This is a genomic window from Veillonella sp. 3891 (assembly GCF_003992315.1).
Taxonomy (GTDB): domain Bacteria; phylum Bacillota; class Negativicutes; order Veillonellales; family Veillonellaceae; genus F0422.
In genome coordinates this window covers 76,558-95,602 of sequence record NZ_RQVE01000004.1, presented here as the reverse complement: position 1 = coordinate 95,602, position 19,045 = coordinate 76,558, and the positions used below count along the sequence as shown (strand labels likewise).

Below are 19,045 nucleotides of genomic sequence, written 5' to 3'. Positions count from 1 at the left end.
CCTCTTGCCCTAAGGCAAGAGGTCGCATAGTTATAGTGATTCTATTAGAGTACACCTATAGATTATAGGTAAACTCGCCTACTACGTTCCCTTACTAGCCTCACAGGACTAATTTAAAAGGTTTACATGTGCGCTCTTCGGTCTCTCGTACCGATTCATTAAGCTTATAAGTATTATAAAGCAAGGGCGGTTAAACGTCAAGAGATTTCCACCCATTTTATACCATCTGCTAAGTTCTATCAATTGTTTTATTTCAACTGAAAAAGACCGCCATTTTTGACAGTCTTTTTCGGAGTGTTATTATATTGCAACCTATTACATAGGTAAAAAACTTATAGTTTAGCAACAACTTCTTCAACGAATGCTTTTGCATTAGCCAAGTCGTTTTCATCTGGGTGAGATGCTGCTTGTGCATGGCGTGCATCACGTTCAGGACTTTTACCATGGGCATGTCCTTCTGGGAACATTTTGTACATCATTTCGATGATTTTTGGATCTACTTTACCTTGGCATTTGAAATAACCTACTGGTGTTTGACCATTTGGCAACAATTTCGCAGCGGCTTCCACAGTTTCTTGTGCATGAGGAGATACAGGTGGAACCCCTAATGTACAGAATAAAGCTACTTTCTCATTTGTGATTTCTTTAAGTACCGCTTGTGCAGCTTTATCAGCATTACCTTGGTCTGCCCAGAAACCCATAAATACTACATCATAAGATGCTAAATCAGCTGGAACTTCTTTCACAGATACACATGGTGTACCAGCAGGCAAAGCACTTGCCATAGCTTCTGCTACTAATTTTGTATTGCCTGTACGGCTTGAGTAAACTACGATTGCTTTCATTCATTTTTTCACACTTCTAAGAAGTGCGCTCCTTTTACATAACATATAAATACTATACTTAGTATATCATTATTTTCTATGTAACATTGTAGCCTAAGGCACAATGTTCATATATCAGATATACATCCGCAGGCTTAGCCTGCGGATACTGCACTCTCATTACAGAAGTGATTTTAAACGTACTATAGTATGATGCAGCCTACCAACTTTGACCTGGTATACCTGATTCCACTCGATGAGTGGCTATAGAACTATTACAGGAAACTATATATTTGGTTTGGTAAGGTGTGTAGGAGTTCGCCTGTAATAGATACTACCTAAATATTTTTCTTAAATGGACTATGTCCTACTGTGCCATGAGCACGAGTTGTCTCAACATCTCCTGGATGCCCTATTGGGATACCTGCTGGGTGTCCACCTGCTCCATGTGGATGCTTAGGTACACCTGCTGGATGTCCACCCATTGGTACTCCTTCTGGATGCCCTATTGGGATACCTGCTGGGTGTCCACCTGCTCCATGTGGATGCTTAGGTACACCTGCTGGATGTCCTCCCATTGGTACTCCTTCTGGATGACCTTTTGGAATACCTGCTGGGTGTCCGCCTGCGCCATGAGGGTGTTTCGCCACTCCTTCAGGATGACCCCCTACATGTGGATGATCTTTGGGCTTACCACCGTGGTTTTGTGCAGCAATGTTTTCATGTAACAATGTGCTTTCACCAGTTAAGATGTATTGAACACATTCAATAACTGTTTGTGTAATATTTACATGCCAGAATCCACCAGCTGTTGTTAAGCGATATAATACGCCGTTATATTCCATCAAACCACGAGTTACCCAAGTATCAAGCAGCCAACGTAAATCTTCTAATTTTGCATCCATTTCGATCAAAGCATCTAAATTTAAAACGCCTCGTTCCAAGGAACTGATTACATAATTAGAGAACTCTTGTAGCTCAGATTGTTTCATAAGAACCATAAATGGTTTTTTACCTTCTTCTACAAGGGCTTCATATGGAGGTAATACGCGGTGTAACATTGTCATATAGCCACCTAAATTACCACCGGCACCACAGCCAAATGGATACATTGGATATCCAGCTTTCGCCATAGTGTTGTACATAGAACGTTCACGTGGTGCACGACTCCAATGAGCTGCGCTTAAACGTGTGAAATCACGTTTCATCAAATATTTGACAGCCGCTTCATACATCAAAGCTTGTTCTTTAGTAGTAGCTGCTGGGCTTACTTTACCGCGTTCAATTAAGCTTTGTAAATCACTATTTTCAAAAACATTTAATTGATACAAGTCCATACCATCTGCTGCAGATTGTTCAAGAAGTTTTAAATCTTCCATCCACACATCCATCGTTTGATCTGGCAAACCGTAGATTAAATCTACAATCACAGAACATTGTTGATATGCCTTTAATTGCTCTAATCGAGACAATACTGTATCTTGATCATCTAAACGACCTAATTGACGACGCACGTGAGTATGGAAAGACTGTACCCCTAAGGACATACGGTTTACACCATGGCTCATCCATACATCCATTTTTTCAGGCACCAAGTCGTGAATACGACCTTCTAATGTCAACTCATAGTCATTGGCCAACGGAAAATATTCTTGAATAGCAGATAACATGCGTTTTGCATTATTAGCTGATAACGATGTCGGCGTGCCACCACCAATAAAGATAGTGTGAATCAATCCATCGCGGAACCGTGGTTGATCTGCTGCCATTTGTATTTCTTTCAATAACATATCTACATATTTATCTTCTGCATCTTGATTCGTAGCATGTTGATAGAATCCACAATAAGTACATTTAGTTTGACAGAATGGGATATGAATATATGCCGTTTGCATTTGCCCTGGAACAGGCGGTTGTTGCATTAATTCATTCCATACACGTTGTGCCTCATCCTTTTCCAAAGGACGACCACTTAGACCAGCATGTACCGCACGCTTGCTTGTGAAAGCGTGTGTTAATGGTGTCGCTGTGTCGAAACCAAGTTGAATATTACGTTGTTCCTCCGACATGGAGTCAAATAAAGCTTTTAAATCCATAATTCCTCCTGAATTATTTCTCGTGCATTTGCACTAGTCGCCATTCAATGTGTAATACACCGTGAATGTATTTGATACTGTTGAACCACTACCATTCGGATAGTTGCCTATACCATAGACAACATCTTGGGTGTGACTATTTAAGATGCCTGGACCACCACCAGCAGATACAGATACGATGTTACCACCTGCATCGATAGTTACGCTTACGCTAACACTACCTTGTAAGTTACGTTTTACTGCCATTGGAGGGTATGTGCCTTGTGCATTGGCTTGTACAGTAGCTACAAAACCTGCCCAGTCAAATGGGGCATTACCGGTTGTAGTACCTACACCATCGCCACTACCTCCGCCACTACCAGTTCCAGATCCACCACCGCTACCAGAGCCATTGCCACTACCATCGCCAGTACCGTTACCAGTGCCATTACCGCCACCAGATCCACCACCAGTTCCTTGGTTGCTAGATGTTCCATCACTAGTACCTGTCGCAGCATTCGTAGAAGTTGGTACATTAACAGCATCCTCTACCGGTACTGGAGAAGACAGACTTTGTTGTGCAGCCTGTACTTTTGCTTGTACAACTTCTTGGGAAAGAGGTTGTGGGAAGGCCACTCCGCCACCACCGCCACCACCGCCAGCGGATGCTTTTAAATCGTCGGAGATAGACATGTCAATTTCAAAAGCATTTTCTGTCTCCTTATGCTCAACTACTGAGACTAAAGCAAGGCCTAATACAACTGCTAGAATAATGTGGATTACAACGGAGATTATATAGGATTTTTTCCAGGAAATATATTGTTCCATGTGTCATCCTTTCTAGCTAGCAGCAATTGAGAACTTCTTAACCCCAATCGTTTTTAGCATATCCATAATGGCAACCACGAATCCATGTTGCGTATTTTTGTCTGCTTGTAGTAGTACCGCTGTATTTGGATTTTCTCCTACTTTGCTAGTAATGTAATTACGAGCTTCATCGATACTATATGGTTTAGAGTCAATCAAAATATGCCCTTCTTTATCTAAGGTGAGGATCACAGGACTTTGTTTGACTTGTGTTGCTGATTGTGCTTGTGGTAACTGTACACCCAAGGACTTTTGTGCCACTGTTTCGATACTATTCATCATAAAGAACACCAATAAGAAGAATATGATATCAATCATTGGCACAATCATGAACTCAGGTTTCATTTTTAATCGACTATTTTGAAACATGAGAATCACTCCATTGCTCTTTCATACCATTTAATAACACTACAGATAATGTTTCTGTATCATTGATGATGGCATCCATACGATGACTGAAATATGTATATACACAGAAGGATAAAATGGCAACTAACAAACCTGTTGCTGTAGCAATCAAGGCTTCCCCAACGCCACCGGAGATAGCAGAGGCACCAGAACCACTGTCAAGGATACTAAATGTACCAATCATGCCAGATACTGTTCCTAATAAACCTAACAATGGAGAAATAGTTACGATAGCGCTTAAGTAGTCCAAATGAATTTTCAAATGAGATGCTTCAATCATCATTTGTTCAGAAAACGCATTTTTCATGCTTGCTTCATTTTTGGAGTACTTTAATCCTGCATTTAAAATCCGACCTGTCGCAGTTTGGTTAGCCGCACATAATTCTTTTGCCTTCGCCCAATCATTTTCTTTTACTGCAAAATACACATCATGACTAAATTCTTTTAGCAATGCAGTATTAGCTTTGAAATACGTATAACGCTCAATTCCAATCGCAATTACAATGATTGATAAAATTACCAATGGATACATTACTAATCCACCGCTGTTAAATAAATGTACAATGTATAAAAGGCTGTCCATATTGTTACCTCCATTAAAAATATGATAATTTTTATCAGCTTATGTATATAATAGCAAATTTAATATTTTCAAATCTACTCTAAAAAGCTTCTATTCAATCCATTCAGACATTTTATTTTTCTTCCTGTATTCACTAGGCTTATGTCCCATAATAACCCGAAATGCTTCAGCAAACTTACTAGCATTTTCATAGCCATATCGGTTAGCTATGCTGAGAATACTATCATCTGTATCAGTTAAATCCTTTGCCGCCTCCTTTATCCGCATATGCTTTACATACTGATGAATGCTACTACCATAAATTCCCTTGAAACATTTTTTCAACGCTGTCGGTGCTAGTCCATATGTTTTTGCCAACTCTTCAATGGTCGGTTTTTGATGCAAATTTTTCATCAAAAACTCATGCATACGTTTCACGCTTTCTACATGTTTTCGTTCAAAATATGGCATACAGCAATCATCATCTGATGTTATAGTGCTCAATAACAATATAATTTCCATACATTTCAATTGAAATAAGTGTGGCATCACTTCATTGGGAAGATCATATAAGCTCTTAAAAATATCACTAAGTCTAGATTCTCTACGACATACAAAGCCAAATTCAAAATCCTGGCAAAAGCGATTACATACATCACGAAGATTAATCCGATCATGTCCTACGAACTTATTCACCATCTCTTGGGCCTTAGGAATATAGATGGATAGATTGATTCCTTTATAATACGCGGTAGGAAACTTCGTAGAATGTACATAACTAGGTGACTCTTTCCACCCCACAGAAATATCATTTTCATCCATATATAACACTTTTCCATTATCAAAGGCACACTCAATGCGACCTTCCTTACAATAATGAATTTCAAACATTCCTTCTAAAGGTTTGGCACGGTGACGAATTTCTTTCATAGTCACCTCTTGGAAGGTTAATTCTACCCCACCAAACACCGGATAACTATGCATCTTTGCCTTACCTTGGGGAGTATTCATCTCATAAATAGTGCCATGTTCCACCTCTGTGGTAGACAACATATCTAAATCCATCACTTTCGGTTTGAACGTTTCGACAGCATTCATTCTATTTTGACTCATGTTCCTCCTTTCAAAAAAAAGCCCACTTGTTGTCTCATACGACTAACAAATGAACCTCTTTGCCGAATTACATCGCCTACTTTAATCTGAGTATCATTTCTAATACTCATTATATGTATAGTTGGCAACGATTGTCAATATAAAATTTGTCGTTTTGGGTGATTTTAAAATATACAGCAAAATTTCAATTCGCATAGTTTTCGATAATATCGACACTAATTTTGTATAAAATTATAAATTCTTACTACTTATATACCATGTCTTTTTAGATTGTATTAAATAGTTTTTGATTATTTTCCCAAAATCTTATTCACTAGGTTCGTTACATACTCCGATGATGTACTATCGTTTTTCATTTCCTTTGCAACTTGAGGAATCAACAAAAATCTAACTGGTAAGTTAGACGCTCCTGGTGACATGTATTCTACTAGCAAATCTTCTGGTCTATCAAATACATCTAGCAACTGTGTGTCATAAATCGTTTGATGCCCTAAGTACGGACCTTTTACAGGCACATCATAGGTATATGCACCTTTTGAAGATGTAATCCTGAATGTCCCACTGAATGCGCCACCTAATGGGTTAAAATACAATGCATACGGCGTTTTTCCTTCTGTGTGCAACACATATACATTGGAAACTCCATAATTTCCCTTATTTTTTACCACCTTACCTTTTGTCGTTTCATCAACACCACTAATAAAGGTATCTTCTCGGTCATTGGCAATTTCAAAGCTTGCAGGACCTGCATCACTATTGAACTTTGGTTCTACTACATGGAATCTGCGCATGCCTTCATAAGTGCCACGCAACTCTACCTCATCAATAGGATGAATTGGCAGCAACGGTAACCCATAGGTAACCGTTGATTTAGGTTCCATTACTGCCACAGAGGCATAGATAGGTTCCGAAGTTGAAAGATCAACGATACCGCTAAATAAATCATCTTTTTTCACGAGAACTTTTTCTAGTTCAGTAAAAATGGGACGTACTTCTCCAGGACGCAATACAAACTCTGTACCACTAGTATCATGTGAGACTAAAGAAATAGTTCGTGATGTGGCATCTTTTTTAATTTCTTCTTCCACTCTCTTTACCTTTGCTTTTCGAGATTGTTCGAGATTTTCTTTTTGTTGTTTAATGTCTTTTTTCATCACTTTAGAGCGAACAGGAATATTGACTCCTTCTTGCGCCCAAGTACCCAAATCTAATTCTGCCGTAGTAATTTCCTTTTTCGAAAGCTCTCGTCCTACTTTAAAATAGTCTGGACTTGGTTTCGCATAGATAGCTCGCTCAATCTCCACAAATGCTGGGACATTCCCTTTATTTTCCAATAATATACCTACTTTCATCGGTTCTGTTCGTTCATTGACATGATAAAAGTAAATACGACTTTTCCCGTGAAGTGTACCACCTGCTACAATCCCTGGCTCTTTCACATATTCGGGGCTATCTGACAACAACAATGTATCCATTTCTTTTATAGTTTTCACCGCTAAAGGAGTAAATGTATAGTCATCAATATTAACAGTTTTTGGCGCTTGTCCATAGGTAGTACCCAACCCCAATAAGGCTAATACGCTACCTAACAACCAACGTTTCCATTGTGTTTTATTCATTAATTTCATACTACCTCTATTCTATCGTAAGCCCATCTGGCTCCCATTGTAAGGCAATGGCCTCTAATTTACGCAAACGATGTCCAATGCCAGATTTCGTCAATTCTCGTTTATATTTTGTTTCATAGGCATCTACCAATTCTTGCAAACTTCCATCAGGAAACTCTTGACGTAATATAGCTGCCTCATAGAGACGAATTGGCAACGAATCAAGACCTTGATGCTTATCAATGATACGGATCGCATCGAGTTGGCGTACCGCTGCATTCACTGTTTTTTGTAGATTTGCTGTTTCACAATTGACTTGTCGATTGATAGTGTTACGAACATCTTTCATAATACGCACATTTTCAAAGTCCATCAGCGCTGATTGAGCTCCCATAATTTGTAAGCACGACGTCACTGCATCGCCTTCCTTTAAATAGACTACAAACTCTTCTTTACGCTCTACCTTCCGTGCATTGAGACGAAACATTTTTAAGACACGAATAATTTGATCCGCAAAATTCTCCTTTGTCGTCATAAACTCTAAATGATAGTCACTTTGCGGTTTATTCACAGAACCACAGCCAAGAAAAGCCCCTCGTAAAAAGGCACGTCTAGACTCCATATCTTTTAGCCATGCATCAGGAATCATGGCATCTACGGGCCACAATTGTAAATCCTCTAAAGCAAGACGACTCGGTTCTGTAGGTTCTACCGTTAAGGTGTACATATTCTTTTTGCGTAGATTTAACCCTTTACGCACCAGTACAGAAGTAGGTAAATCATACTGTTCTTTGATGATTCCTAGTACTCGTCTAGCTACAGCATTATTGGCCGTCACCAAACGCACCCCTACACGTCCTTGCATACCTAATAAGATGGATCCACCCATCCGTAATAAACAAGAGGCCTCTACCTTGGATGCCCACGCATCTTCTGTTTTAAATTGGCACAATTCATTTTTTACATCTTCTGCAAATGACATAGCCTCTCCTTTTCTACTTCTACTAGAAAATAGAGCCTCTAGAGGCTCTACTTTCATACTTAATGATCTTCTCGTTGTAAGTAATATTCTAAAATATGCGGTTCAATATCGGTCTGCAAAGCATAGACCACATCCATGACCACCTTCGCTAACCGCTCAGAATTGTGAACTGCTTTGTCTTGGCTATCTACTAAATTTGCACGAATAGTCCGAATCCCCATCGATTGCAATACATCCATATCTACTTCTACTGGTTCTTGACCAGCTTGTTTGTAATGTTCTAATGTAGCATCTTGGATTCGATTGTCATTCACTAACACCGTATCGATAATCCCCACTTCACTATGGGCTTCAATGGCTTTCACATGGTCAGACACAGTATACCCATCTGTTTCACCTGGCTGTGTCATGACATTGCAAATATAAATTTTAGCTGCTTTAGAGTTAGCAATATGATCCGCTACCTTATCAATCAGTAGGTTTGGCATGACTGAAGTATACAAACTGCCAGGGCCTAAAATGATGGCATCCGCTTCATCAATAGCTTGTAAGGCCGCTCCTACAGGAGATGGTCTATGTGGTTCCGTATAGACCTTCGCAATGGGCTTACCCGCATTAGGGATATTACTTTCCCCTTCTACGATAGTGCCATCTGTCAATTTCGCAATCAATTTGATTTCTTCCGTAGACGAGGGAATAACACGTCCCCGAACTCGTAAGATTTTACTAGATGCTTCTAAGGCTTTTTCCACATCATCTTTCAGCACTTGAGTCATAGCTGTTAAGAATAAGTTCCCAAAACTATGGCCTGACAATTCTGCCCCTTTAGTAAATCGATACTGGAATAGTTCTTCCATGAGTCCTTCTTTTTCCGCTAATGCTACTAAGCAGTTACGCAAATCTCCAGGGGCAATCATTTGAAAATCTTCCCGCAAGCGACCAGAAGAACCTCCATCATCTGCTACCGTCACGATGGCCGTTAAATTTGTGGTTTTACTTTTTAACCCTCGCAATAGCATGGATAAACCAGTACCACCACCGATGACAACAACTTTAGGCCCCTGCCCTAAACGAATTTTTTCAAAAATATAATCGCTCACGCCATCTTCTGTATTCGGCAAAATAGCATTGACTATGGTCTGAATCAGCTTACGTATCCCCCATAACATAGCGATTATACCCGCTACAATACCAGCCAAACCAAGACTGGCTATGACCGTATAGTTATAGGATCCTGTCAGGTGGAATAAAAATTCCAAGAAAATATCTTCAAAGTTGCTAATCCACTGGTAGTTCATCATCATAAGGACACCCACTACCAGCCAAATCGTGCCTAAAGAAAATAGGAATAGCCACCGTTTAATATTAATGCCTGGTGCAAACCATCGCATCCAATTATTATATTTCATAGGCTTGAGAGACGAAAGAATCGTCCCGCTCCTTTCTTTATAGGTCTAATCGAGAACGTGGATTCACATCTTCTTCTACATGATTACGCATCATATCACGATGTTCCACTGAAACATTACAGCCTTTTTCTTTCAAATGTGTATACAGTGCTTCCGCCATGGCCACGCTACGATGCATACCACCTGTACAACCTACAGCCACCACAAATTGACTTTTTCCTTCTTGTTCATAATTTGGCACAAGAAAATCCAGTGTTGTAAAGAAATGCTTTTTAAATTCATCAGTCACTTCAAAGGAATGGATGTAATCTTTCACCACCGGTACACGCCCCGATTTATGACGATATTCAGGAATGTAGTACGGGTTAGGTAAGAATCGTACATCCCATACCATATCCGCATCATTCGGCATGCCAAATTTAAACCCAAAACTTACCACCGTAATCGCCATCCCATCGGTTTGTTCTTTCACGTGGCTAAAGATACGGCGCATAAATGATTTCAACGCCGATGTTTTCATGTTTGTGGTATCGATAATATGATCCGCCTTACTGCGTACATCTGCCAATAGTGCCCGTTCCTGTGACAGTCCTGTACTAATACGACCTGATGGTGCCAAAGGGTGACTACGACGTGTTTCTTTATACCGGCGAATCAGAGTATCATCGCTAGCTTCCATGAACACAATTTCATACGGCACATTCATGCCCGTCAAATCGTCTAAAGCACTGTTTAAATCATCAAAAAATTCACGACTACGAATATCTACCACTAAGGCTACTTGACTCACCTTAGTGCCTGCACTTTGACGACAAATTTCACTAAATTTAGGAATCAGCACAGGAGGAATATTGTCGATACAGAAATATCCCATATCTTCTAAAACTTGCATCACTTGTGTTTTACCTGCTCCGGACATACCAGTCACAATGATTAATCGAAACCCTTCCATGAGACCCTCCTACAAAATTTTATAACACATTAGCGTCAATCCATTTAGCGACACCATCTTTTTCATTTGTGTCACATACTTCTTTGGCAATTGTCTTCACATGTTCCTCTGCATTCCCTACTGCCACAGAATGTCCAGTCACTTGTAACATAGAAATATCATTTTCTGAATTACCAAAGGATACCATATCTTCTAAACCGATACCCAATCGTTCACCCATGAAAGCCAAAGCTTCCCCTTTAGATACATGAGGTGCCACGATTTCTAAAAAGTTTACCTTAGACCGAACTAAATCAACCATATGGCCTACTTCTTCAGAAAGAATAGCAATCACCTCTGTCATACGTTCAGGTTCTTCCACCACTAATAGTTTATTCGTCCCTTTTTGAGGTTCATAGATAGCGTCCCCTACATACACAGCCTTGGCACCTGTAATTTCTTCATAAAGGCGAGAAAACTCTGTTTCACTGTGTACCAACAATTCATCATCAATATAGGACTGAATATAGATATTATGCTCTTTTGCGATGGCTAATACTTTACGGGCTACCTCTGGTGGAATCGCTCGTTCCCAAATAAGTTCCTTACTTTCCACACGTTGAATGACACCGCCAGAATACAGTACCATCGGTACATCGCCTAAGCCTAAACGATGTGCTACAGGATATGCCGTTTGGTACATACGGCCTGTGGCAATAAGTACCTCAATTCCCTTGTCCTGCGCTTTTTTAAGCACAGTTTTTGTATAGTCAGACACGGTGTTATCATCACGTAATAACGTATCATCTAAGTCTATGGCTAACAATTTCATGACATCACTCCTTCATCATATCTTTCATTATACCACATAACAACATATAACTACTGTATAAGTATCACTATGATACAAATAGTTCTATATGAAATGATATAAAAAATGCCTCAACCATAGATGTTAGCCACAACTCTTAAATAAGCGCCACCACATTTGAGAAAATAAAAACACGACAGATTATACAATCCAGTATGTACTGGTCTGCAAACCTGTCGCAATTCTATTTCTTTATAGTGTAATGCCTATCGATGTATTAGGAAAACAGATGATCTATGCCATTCATATCTAGAATGGTACCAATCGTAAATGGTCCAAAGATACCAAAACGAGCACTTACTTCATCAAATCGCATTTCATTGACGATTTTTTTGAACTGAATTGGATCATCGCTCATCAAGGTAATGCCCCATTCCCAATCGTCCATACCAAACGCGCCTGTGGTAAACTCTTTGATCGTGTCTTCATATTTTTTGCCAATTTGACCATGAGAACGCATCATACTACCACGACTTTGACGATCTAGCATATACCAGTTATCTGTCAAATTGCGTTGTTTAGCCATAGGGTAAAAACACATGCATGCTAATCTAGGAATTTTAGGGTACAAACGAGCTTGTACTTTTGGATGATCTTTTGGAGATTTTACATAATTGCTTACTTCAATAACAGATACAAAAGAAGATTCCGGTTGCAATACGCTAAAGATTGGTAATTTTTTCAGTGTCAGCTCTACTTCATTCAACTCTTGTAAAGTTGGTTGCAAGAACCAAAACATAATATCACCTTTATGACCATTAATTTGGTACATAGCATAGCTACTTTCATTAGCTTCATGAGCTGTTTCTAAATTGCCAATAAACTCCTTAAAAGATTGTAAGGCTTCACGTTGTTGCTCAGTAGACCAAGTTCTCCATTTTTCAAAATTAATGGAATAATTAGCGTGCAAGCTAAACCAACCTTCGTATGTTTCAGGCACTTTTTCTAGTCCTGTTATTTCTGGACGTCCTTCCATAGACACTGCTCCAGGATGACCGTGCTTAGGTTCTTGACGCCCCTCCACTGGACCTACTCCATGATGTCCGTGGTTAGATTCTGTATGTGTATCCATAGGAACTACCTCCTTAGTTTCTTCTTTCCATACTTCTACTAATTCATATGCTTGTTTGATGCCATCTGGCATACCTACCCCTTTAAATGGCGTTCCAATCAATGCCAGTCCTGGATAATACTCTGCCACATGCTTCACGAGTGTAGCCACTCGTTCTTTATGACCTACTTCATATTGAGGCATACTTTTTTGTAAACGTACTACTTCCATCCATTCTGGATTTCCTACGAACCCTAGTATTTTCCGTATTTCTAAAAGTGCCAATTCACACAACTCTTCTTCACTATGAGTATCCACCGTCGTGTCTGTAGGCTTTCCTAAAAAGACACGCAGTACAACTTTATCTTGCGGTGTCGTTTGTGGCCATTTGCTAGAAATATACGTACATGCCGTCAATGGCGTCTCTGTACTGCGGGTGATGACAAAACCTGTGCCCTGCAATGGTTTTGTAAACGCTGATTTTGGCAAGCTCATTATGACAATAGCACAAGAAGATTGTTCCATATGGCGCAAGTCTTTAAAATTTATATCTCCCACAAAGAAGTTTTCGTAAGATTTCGGCGGTGTGGTGATTACAAGTCGATCATACGTGTCTGTGCCTGTCTGTGTTTGCACCACATAGTGCTCATCTGTGTAGGATGCGCTTAGTACCTTAGTAGATAGATGCAAGGAAACATTCTTCGGCATTTGCTCTACTAGAGCATCTACTAAAGATTCTAATCCTCCCGTTAATTGGGCAAATTGACCTTCTGTAGCAGTCCCAGATTGTTTGCGCATGCCTTGCATCGCCATCATACCTTTCACCAAGTTTCCATGCTTTTGTTCTAATTGACGAAATTCTGGAAAGGTTCCCAGTAAACTTAATCGCTTTAAGTCTCCGCCATAGATACCGGATAAGAGGGGCTCAATTAACAAATTGACTAGTTCATCTCCTAAATGATAGCGGAAAAAGGCATCGATACTCATATCCTCGTTTCCTGGATATGGCTTCTTAAAAATATCTAATCCAGCTCGTAATTTACCAGACCAACTCAATAAGCTAGACTTAGCAAAGGGAAGAAACTCCGTAGGAATCCCAATAATCGAACCTCCAGGGATGGGTTTCATTTGACCTTGATGGTAAATATAGGATTCGCCAGTGGCATTACGCACTAAGGTATTACCTAATCCCAATTCCTTCACCAAATCTGTCATAGCTGTTTTTCTTGCTAAATACGAATCAGGTCCCACTTCCACTACATAGCCATCATGGCGTTTTGTTTGCACTTTACCACCCCAACGATTTGAGGATTCTAAAACATGAATCTCCCAGTGAGGAAATGCCTTACTCATATAATAGGCGGACGATAGTCCCGTTAACCCACCGCCAATAATTGCTACTTTCACATTACACCTCCCGTAATAGAGCTTGTGTGACACCATGCGCCATTGCTTTTACAAAAAGAGTATCCTCATCTGGCATAGGCACACGCACATAGGTCATACCTAAGTGATCACATTGTTCACGCCGTTCTACATCTAAATCATAGGACACTTCCATATGGGTACAAGTAAAACCGATGGGAATATATACCACATGTGTGTATCCTTCTGTGCTGGCTTGTTTTGTGACAGCTTCCACCGTAGGAGTTAACCATTCTCCACGAGTACCTGCACTTTGCCAAGCTAAGGTAGCATTTGGCAACATCAATTGATCTGCTATGGACTGCATCACTTGCTGCAGACTATGCACATATCCATCATAGGAAATGCCTTTCATCAATGGCACACTATGGGCAGTAAAGACATACATCGGTTTCGCCGTAGCAGGCAATGTACACATCGTCTCCTGCACTCGGTCTACCCAAGATTGGACTAATGTCGGTGCATCCCACCAATTCTGTACTACCTTCCACGTTGTGTCCCTAAATGATTGTATTTGTTCTAAATAAGAACCATTTAAAACATCCGTCCCATAAGGATTCATCATGAGCACCACTACCGCATCATAGTTTTTCAATTCCCTAGCTACCTCTGCAATGAGCGGTTCTATATATTTATGTGCTTGTACCACAGTTACCTTTGCACCAGGCAGTTCCTGTTGTAATTCTTCTTGTAATCGCTCTACTTGCCATGCTGTGGACTCCATTAATCGAGATTGTCCACCGATGCGTTCATACTTATGACGTAAAAGCTGTAACTCTTTCTCACTTGGTCTATGGCCTCTTCGTATGCGAGTATAGTACCCTTCTATATCCTCTAAAGAGCGAGGAGAACCATAATCTAATACCAATACACAAACTTCTTGTGTCGATTTATCCTCTGTCATGTACATACTCCACGATCTTTCGCAATACTTTAGGATTTGCATCTGGCACAACACCATGACCTAAATTGAAAATATGCTTTCCATGGGCAGCACCTTCCTCTAAAATGCGGTCAATTTCATGTTGAATTGTTTTCCAATCTGCGAATAAATAGGCAGGATCTAAATTTCCTTGTAGTGTCTGTGTAATCCCCATCGCACTAGCTTCTGCAATGGAACATCTCCAATCGCAACCGATGACATCTAAAGGCAATTCTTTCCACACTGGGAATAAATGCTTTGTACCTACCCCAAACATAGTGATTGGAATATGAGGATACAGCTCCTTGATAGTTCCGATAATTCGTTTCATATACGGGAATACGCCAGTTTCATATTGCTCCATTGAAAGTGCACCAATCCAAGAATCAAAAATTTGAATGGCCTGTACACCTGCTTTAATTTGACCCTCCATATAGGTAATGGACATGGTCGTTAAGCGCTCCATCAAAGCATGCCAAATCTCTGGAGTTGCTACTAAACATTGGCGTGTTTTCTGATAACTTTTAGAAGGGCCCCCTTCAATCATATAACTAGCCAATGTGAAAGGAGCCCCTGCAAAGCCAATCAACGGTACTGTAAGCATTTCCTTCGTTAACATTTGAATCGTTTTCACCATAAAATCCAACGATTCTTCTACTACAATATCACGTAAATTTGCTACATCTTCATGTGAACGTATGGGATTTGCAATGACAGGTCCTACACCGGGTTTAATGGTTACATCTACACCCATAGGTACCAAAGGAGTCATAATATCTTTGTATAAAATAGCCGCATCTACATCATATTCATGAACAGGCAGAGCCGTTACTTTTGCACATAATTCTGGTTGATGAGTAATCTCAAATAGGCTATATCGCTCTTTTATCTTGCGATACGCTTCTTGACTACGCCCCGCTTGACGCATAAACCAGACTGGTCTACGGGACACCGACTCACCTGCAATCATTTGCAAATAATCTTGTCGTTGTTTCATATATAATTACACCTTACCTTTTACCAAATCAAACTTGGATTCTACTTTCTATTGTAGCATATACAGCGTGTAATTACCTATATATTCTATCACTAGTTGTACGATCTATATTGAGAAATATTTATAAGTTCTGCCCCTAACATATGAGCAATTTCTTTGGCGCGATTCATGCGAACAAAACTGGTGTCTGTATCGATGACCGTCGTTTGTATTCCCTGATTTGCAAGCCATTTACCGATGTCATCTAGTCCCTGCAGTGCTTGTGAGGTGACCTTCCCATCTGTAATGATTACGACCTTTGCCTGTACATGCCCCATTTGTGACATGTCCATACCTATCTGTTTGACTGCTTCCTCAATGCCTTTTACAAAGGGCGTTCTGCCCCCAATACGAGCTTCTCCCAATGCTTTGGGGATAGTCTCGATTTGCTGTGTCATCGGCACCACACATTGAGCCCCTTGCTTTTGAAAGGTGATGAGCGATACATACTGTCGTTTTACATACATCATCTGTATCAATTGTGAAAGTAACTTCTCCGTCCTCTGTAAACGTTGTCTCTGTCCCATAGATCCACTTGTATCAACTACTAAATAGATGGCTTCTTTTGGCATTTCCTGATACATAGCATATCTGACATCTTCTATAGTTAGCTGAATCGGTACTTGCCGACTGCGTACAATCCCTTGTACTATCGTCGGTATCCAGGCAATGGTTCTCCCCGTAGTTCCTTGGCGATGTACCTTAGGGCCTCGGCCGTCATCACTGATATCTATGCGTTTCTTTGCAGCCTCAGATTGCAACATCCCATATAAATGTAACACCTGTGTTTCCACCGTTTCTGAAAGTACAAAGGCCTCCTCTATCTTACCTCTATGGGACTCACGTTGGCCCTCTCCGCTCGTATCCTTTTCTTTCTCTGTTTCATCATGACTAGTGTCAAGTTCCGCTTCTGTCTGATCTGGTTCCAGAGTAGTTTCCTCTTTTGATTGTTCATCATGAGATCCATCACTATCTGTCGTCATCCCTTGAGGCACCTTTTCTATTGTCTCATCACGGTCCTTTTCCCTATCCATACTTTGTGAGCTATTGTCCTCTTGTTCTCGGTTTGAACTGACCTCTTTCGTTTTCTCTTGTTCCCTTCTTGCCTCATCGGATGGCATTCGATCTGATGGATTCTGTGCCTCTCCATCTTGAGATGTTCGAGAACTCACTAGGTTCTTCATCTTCTGTGGTAATGTCCAAGGAAGTACTGTTTCTACATCAATAGGCTCCACAAACAGATGACCATTTTCTCTAGCTAAACCTATGGCCGCTTTTAGTAAAATATATTCCATCCCCATAAAGGAAATATTGAATCTCTCTACTAGACTGGAAATATATGTATATATGCTATCATGCACCGTGGGAGATCTAGGTGCATCCATTAATTTCCTCTTAGAACGAATCGACTCTTCTCCATGAGTTCCATATACATCTATTAATCTTCCCTCGTGAAGAGTCCCCTCTCTGTGGTGACTTTCACGAGCCACACCTATCTCATAGGTTTCCGCATCGTCCCTATCTGCTAGGACCCGCACTCTATTGTTCGCATCCGGCGACTCTATGGAAATCCACAAATCCATATCATAGACCCATGCTGAAAGCCCTTCTGCTCCCGTATAGGTCCCAATGATTTGTAGAGGTCTCCCCGCTTTGTATCGCCGATTTTGCTCGTAAAGAATCCGTAACCACTTGGACCGGTCAAAGTGATCCAATCCTTCGCAGATGAGCAAGTCATACACGTCCCAAGGATGTGCTTGTTTTACAATTTGAGCTGTTTCTAAGGTCCTTTGTATATCCACCGCTTCCTGCATAGCACTCACATCTGTATGAGATGTAATCGTCGTATAGGTTCGGCCCCTATCATGCAATGCTTGTAACAGAGCATAAGTTTTTCCCGTTCCCACTTCACCTGAAATCAGTAATGTCCGCAACAAAGGTTCTTGCAAAAAGAGGTGAATGCCTGTATTTAGCTGTAAACTCATCCCTTTCACCTCCTTTAACAAAATCTTTGATAATTCTACTACTTCTGTATCCCTTCATAAGTAGCCCATAGATTCCCTAACATAGTTTCATCAAATTCACGTTGCTCAAAGGGTTTCCGTTTCATCCGATGCGCCATCACAAGCGGTGTCAACTGTTTCAGATGATCCATGGTCACATGTGGCTCCCCTTGTAAGGCCGCCAAAGCACGGCTACTATTGAGCAAAGTAATATCAGAACGATGTCCCTCTACGCCTAGGGTAATCGATATATTAGCAATCAATTCTAATAGATTTGCATCTATCCCAATGGTAGGCAACGCTTTACGCGCTGTTTCAATGGTTTTACGCAACCCTTCATCGTCCTTCCTGTAGGACTCAATAAATGCTTGTGGAGTATCTTCAAAAGCCAATCGACGACGCAATACTTCCATCCGCAATGCTACATCTGTTTCTGCTTTCACAGTCACCGATAGACCAAAGCGATCCAACAATTGCGGACGAATAGCCCCCTCTTCGGGGTTCATGGTACCTACCAAAATAAATCGTGATGGATGACTATGGCTAATGCCCTCACGTTCAACCCGATTCACACCCATCGCCGCCACATCTAGCAATGTATCCACTAAGTAGTCCTCTAGTAAATTGACTTCATCCACATAGAGAATATTTTCGTGAGCCTCAAATAAAATGCCTGGAGAAAACTTTTGCTTCCCCTCTTGCAGCATCCGCTCAATATCCAAGGTTCCCACCAACCTGTCTTCCGTGCAATGCAATGGAAGGTCCACCACTTTCATCGGTGTGCCATCACGATGCATCGGCAGCACCTTGGCTAAGCCTCGTACCGCCGTCGATTTTGCCGTTCCCTTATCACCCTGTATCAATACACCACCTACCCGTGGGTCTACCGCATTGAGGAGTAAGGCCAATTTCATTTGATTTTGTCCTACTAAGGCTGTAAAAGGATATATAGTACTCAT

General features: G+C 40.6%; 16 protein-coding genes. All 16 read right to left on the bottom strand.

Features of this window, described 5'->3' with window-relative positions; all coding sequences use genetic code 11:
* Positions 1 to 332: 332 nt before the first annotated feature.
* Positions 333 to 845: a flavodoxin family protein gene (locus EO118_RS03395; protein ID WP_127068639.1), complete on the bottom strand. Its 513-nt coding sequence runs from the start codon at positions 843 to 845 to the stop codon at positions 333 to 335.
* A 317-nt stretch (positions 846 to 1,162) separates the two neighbouring features.
* Positions 1,163 to 2,920: a heme anaerobic degradation radical SAM methyltransferase ChuW/HutW gene (hutW, locus tag EO118_RS03390; protein WP_127068638.1), complete on the bottom strand. Its 1,758-nt coding sequence runs from the start codon at positions 2,918 to 2,920 to the stop codon at positions 1,163 to 1,165.
* Positions 2,921 to 2,953: 33 nt separating this feature from the next.
* Positions 2,954 to 3,727: an energy transducer TonB gene (locus tag EO118_RS03385; protein WP_127068637.1), complete on the bottom strand. Its 774-nt coding sequence runs from the start codon at positions 3,725 to 3,727 to the stop codon at positions 2,954 to 2,956.
* A gap of 12 nt (positions 3,728 to 3,739) precedes the next feature.
* Complete coding sequence (locus EO118_RS03380) at positions 3,740 to 4,135, bottom strand: biopolymer transporter ExbD (protein WP_127068636.1); 396 nt, start codon at positions 4,133 to 4,135, stop codon at positions 3,740 to 3,742.
* Entirely contained in the window at positions 4,122 to 4,757 is a 636-nt protein-coding gene (locus EO118_RS03375) for a MotA/TolQ/ExbB proton channel family protein (protein ID WP_127068635.1), read from the bottom strand. Before EO118_RS03375 ends, EO118_RS03380 begins: the two co-directional genes overlap by 14 nt.
* A 90-nt stretch (positions 4,758 to 4,847) precedes the next feature.
* Positions 4,848 to 5,849 (bottom strand): AraC family transcriptional regulator, encoded by a 1,002-nt coding sequence (locus tag EO118_RS03370; RefSeq protein ID WP_127068634.1) that lies wholly within the window; start codon positions 5,847 to 5,849, stop codon positions 4,848 to 4,850.
* Between the two features lie 290 nt (positions 5,850 to 6,139).
* On the bottom strand, positions 6,140 to 7,477 hold the full coding sequence (locus EO118_RS03365) for a hypothetical protein (protein ID WP_127068633.1): 1,338 nt from the start codon (positions 7,475 to 7,477) through the stop codon (positions 6,140 to 6,142).
* 7 nt (positions 7,478 to 7,484) lie between these two features.
* Positions 7,485 to 8,438, bottom strand: coding sequence for a DNA-binding protein WhiA (gene whiA, locus EO118_RS03360; RefSeq protein WP_127068632.1), 954 nt, complete (start codon positions 8,436 to 8,438; stop codon positions 7,485 to 7,487).
* A 59-nt stretch (positions 8,439 to 8,497) separates the two neighbouring features.
* Complete coding sequence (yvcK, locus tag EO118_RS03355; protein ID WP_164726241.1) at positions 8,498 to 9,847, bottom strand: gluconeogenesis factor YvcK family protein; 1,350 nt, start codon at positions 9,845 to 9,847, stop codon at positions 8,498 to 8,500.
* Positions 9,848 to 9,884: 37 nt separating this feature from the next.
* Positions 9,885 to 10,799 (bottom strand): RNase adapter RapZ, encoded by a 915-nt coding sequence (rapZ, locus tag EO118_RS03350; RefSeq protein WP_127068631.1) that lies wholly within the window; start codon positions 10,797 to 10,799, stop codon positions 9,885 to 9,887.
* 19 nt (positions 10,800 to 10,818) lie between these two features.
* Positions 10,819 to 11,610, bottom strand: coding sequence for a Cof-type HAD-IIB family hydrolase (locus EO118_RS03345; protein WP_127068630.1), 792 nt, complete (start codon positions 11,608 to 11,610; stop codon positions 10,819 to 10,821).
* 256 nt (positions 11,611 to 11,866) lie between these two features.
* Positions 11,867 to 14,107, bottom strand: a complete 2,241-nt coding sequence (gene hemG, locus EO118_RS08750; RefSeq protein WP_240633520.1) for a protoporphyrinogen oxidase — start codon at positions 14,105 to 14,107, stop codon at positions 11,867 to 11,869.
* 1 nt (position 14,108) lies between these two features.
* Positions 14,109 to 15,029, bottom strand: coding sequence for a ferrochelatase (hemH, locus tag EO118_RS03330; RefSeq protein WP_164726240.1), 921 nt, complete (start codon positions 15,027 to 15,029; stop codon positions 14,109 to 14,111).
* The gene (gene hemE / locus EO118_RS03325) at positions 15,016 to 16,044 is read right to left on the bottom strand and encodes a uroporphyrinogen decarboxylase (RefSeq protein ID WP_127068628.1); all 1,029 of its coding nucleotides are present in this window, start codon (positions 16,042 to 16,044) and stop codon (positions 15,016 to 15,018) included. The genes hemH and hemE overlap by 14 nt, the downstream gene beginning before the upstream one ends.
* A gap of 92 nt (positions 16,045 to 16,136) precedes the next feature.
* A complete protein-coding gene (locus EO118_RS03320; RefSeq protein WP_127068627.1) occupies positions 16,137 to 18,068 on the bottom strand; it encodes a VWA domain-containing protein in 1,932 nt (643 codons plus the stop codon).
* 38 nt (positions 18,069 to 18,106) lie between these two features.
* Positions 18,107 to 19,045 carry an ATP-binding protein gene (locus EO118_RS03315; protein ID WP_127068626.1) on the bottom strand — a complete coding sequence of 313 codons (939 nt, stop codon included), beginning with the start codon at positions 19,043 to 19,045 and terminating at the stop codon, positions 18,107 to 18,109.

What these genes read in the sequence shown, in the direction of transcription:
- EO118_RS03395 (WP_127068639.1), bottom strand. Translation starts at nt 845, where the DNA reads ATGAAAGCAATCGTAGTTTACTCAAGCCGTACAGGCAATACAAAATTA.
- hutW (WP_127068638.1), bottom strand. Translation starts at nt 2,920, where the DNA reads ATGGATTTAAAAGCTTTATTTGACTCCATGTCGGAGGAACAACGTAAT.
- EO118_RS03385 (WP_127068637.1), bottom strand. Translation starts at nt 3,727, where the DNA reads ATGGAACAATATATTTCCTGGAAAAAATCCTATATAATCTCCGTTGTA.
- EO118_RS03380 (WP_127068636.1), bottom strand. Translation starts at nt 4,135, where the DNA reads ATGTTTCAAAATAGTCGATTAAAAATGAAACCTGAGTTCATGATTGTG.
- EO118_RS03375 (WP_127068635.1), bottom strand. Translation starts at nt 4,757, where the DNA reads ATGGACAGCCTTTTATACATTGTACATTTATTTAACAGCGGTGGATTA.
- EO118_RS03370 (WP_127068634.1), bottom strand. Translation starts at nt 5,849, where the DNA reads ATGAGTCAAAATAGAATGAATGCTGTCGAAACGTTCAAACCGAAAGTG.
- EO118_RS03365 (WP_127068633.1), bottom strand. Translation starts at nt 7,477, where the DNA reads ATGAAATTAATGAATAAAACACAATGGAAACGTTGGTTGTTAGGTAGC.
- whiA (WP_127068632.1), bottom strand. Translation starts at nt 8,438, where the DNA reads ATGTCATTTGCAGAAGATGTAAAAAATGAATTGTGCCAATTTAAAACA.
- yvcK (WP_164726241.1), bottom strand. Translation starts at nt 9,847, where the DNA reads ATGAAATATAATAATTGGATGCGATGGTTTGCACCAGGCATTAATATT.
- rapZ (WP_127068631.1), bottom strand. Translation starts at nt 10,799, where the DNA reads ATGGAAGGGTTTCGATTAATCATTGTGACTGGTATGTCCGGAGCAGGT.
- EO118_RS03345 (WP_127068630.1), bottom strand. Translation starts at nt 11,610, where the DNA reads ATGAAATTGTTAGCCATAGACTTAGATGATACGTTATTACGTGATGAT.
- hemH (WP_164726240.1), bottom strand. Translation starts at nt 15,029, where the DNA reads ATGACAGAGGATAAATCGACACAAGAAGTTTGTGTATTGGTATTAGAT.
- hemE (WP_127068628.1), bottom strand. Translation starts at nt 16,044, where the DNA reads ATGAAACAACGACAAGATTATTTGCAAATGATTGCAGGTGAGTCGGTG.
- EO118_RS03320 (WP_127068627.1), bottom strand. Translation starts at nt 18,068, where the DNA reads ATGAGTTTACAGCTAAATACAGGCATTCACCTCTTTTTGCAAGAACCT.
- EO118_RS03315 (WP_127068626.1), bottom strand. Translation starts at nt 19,045, where the DNA reads ATGAGTACTATATATCCTTTTACAGCCTTAGTAGGACAAAATCAAATG.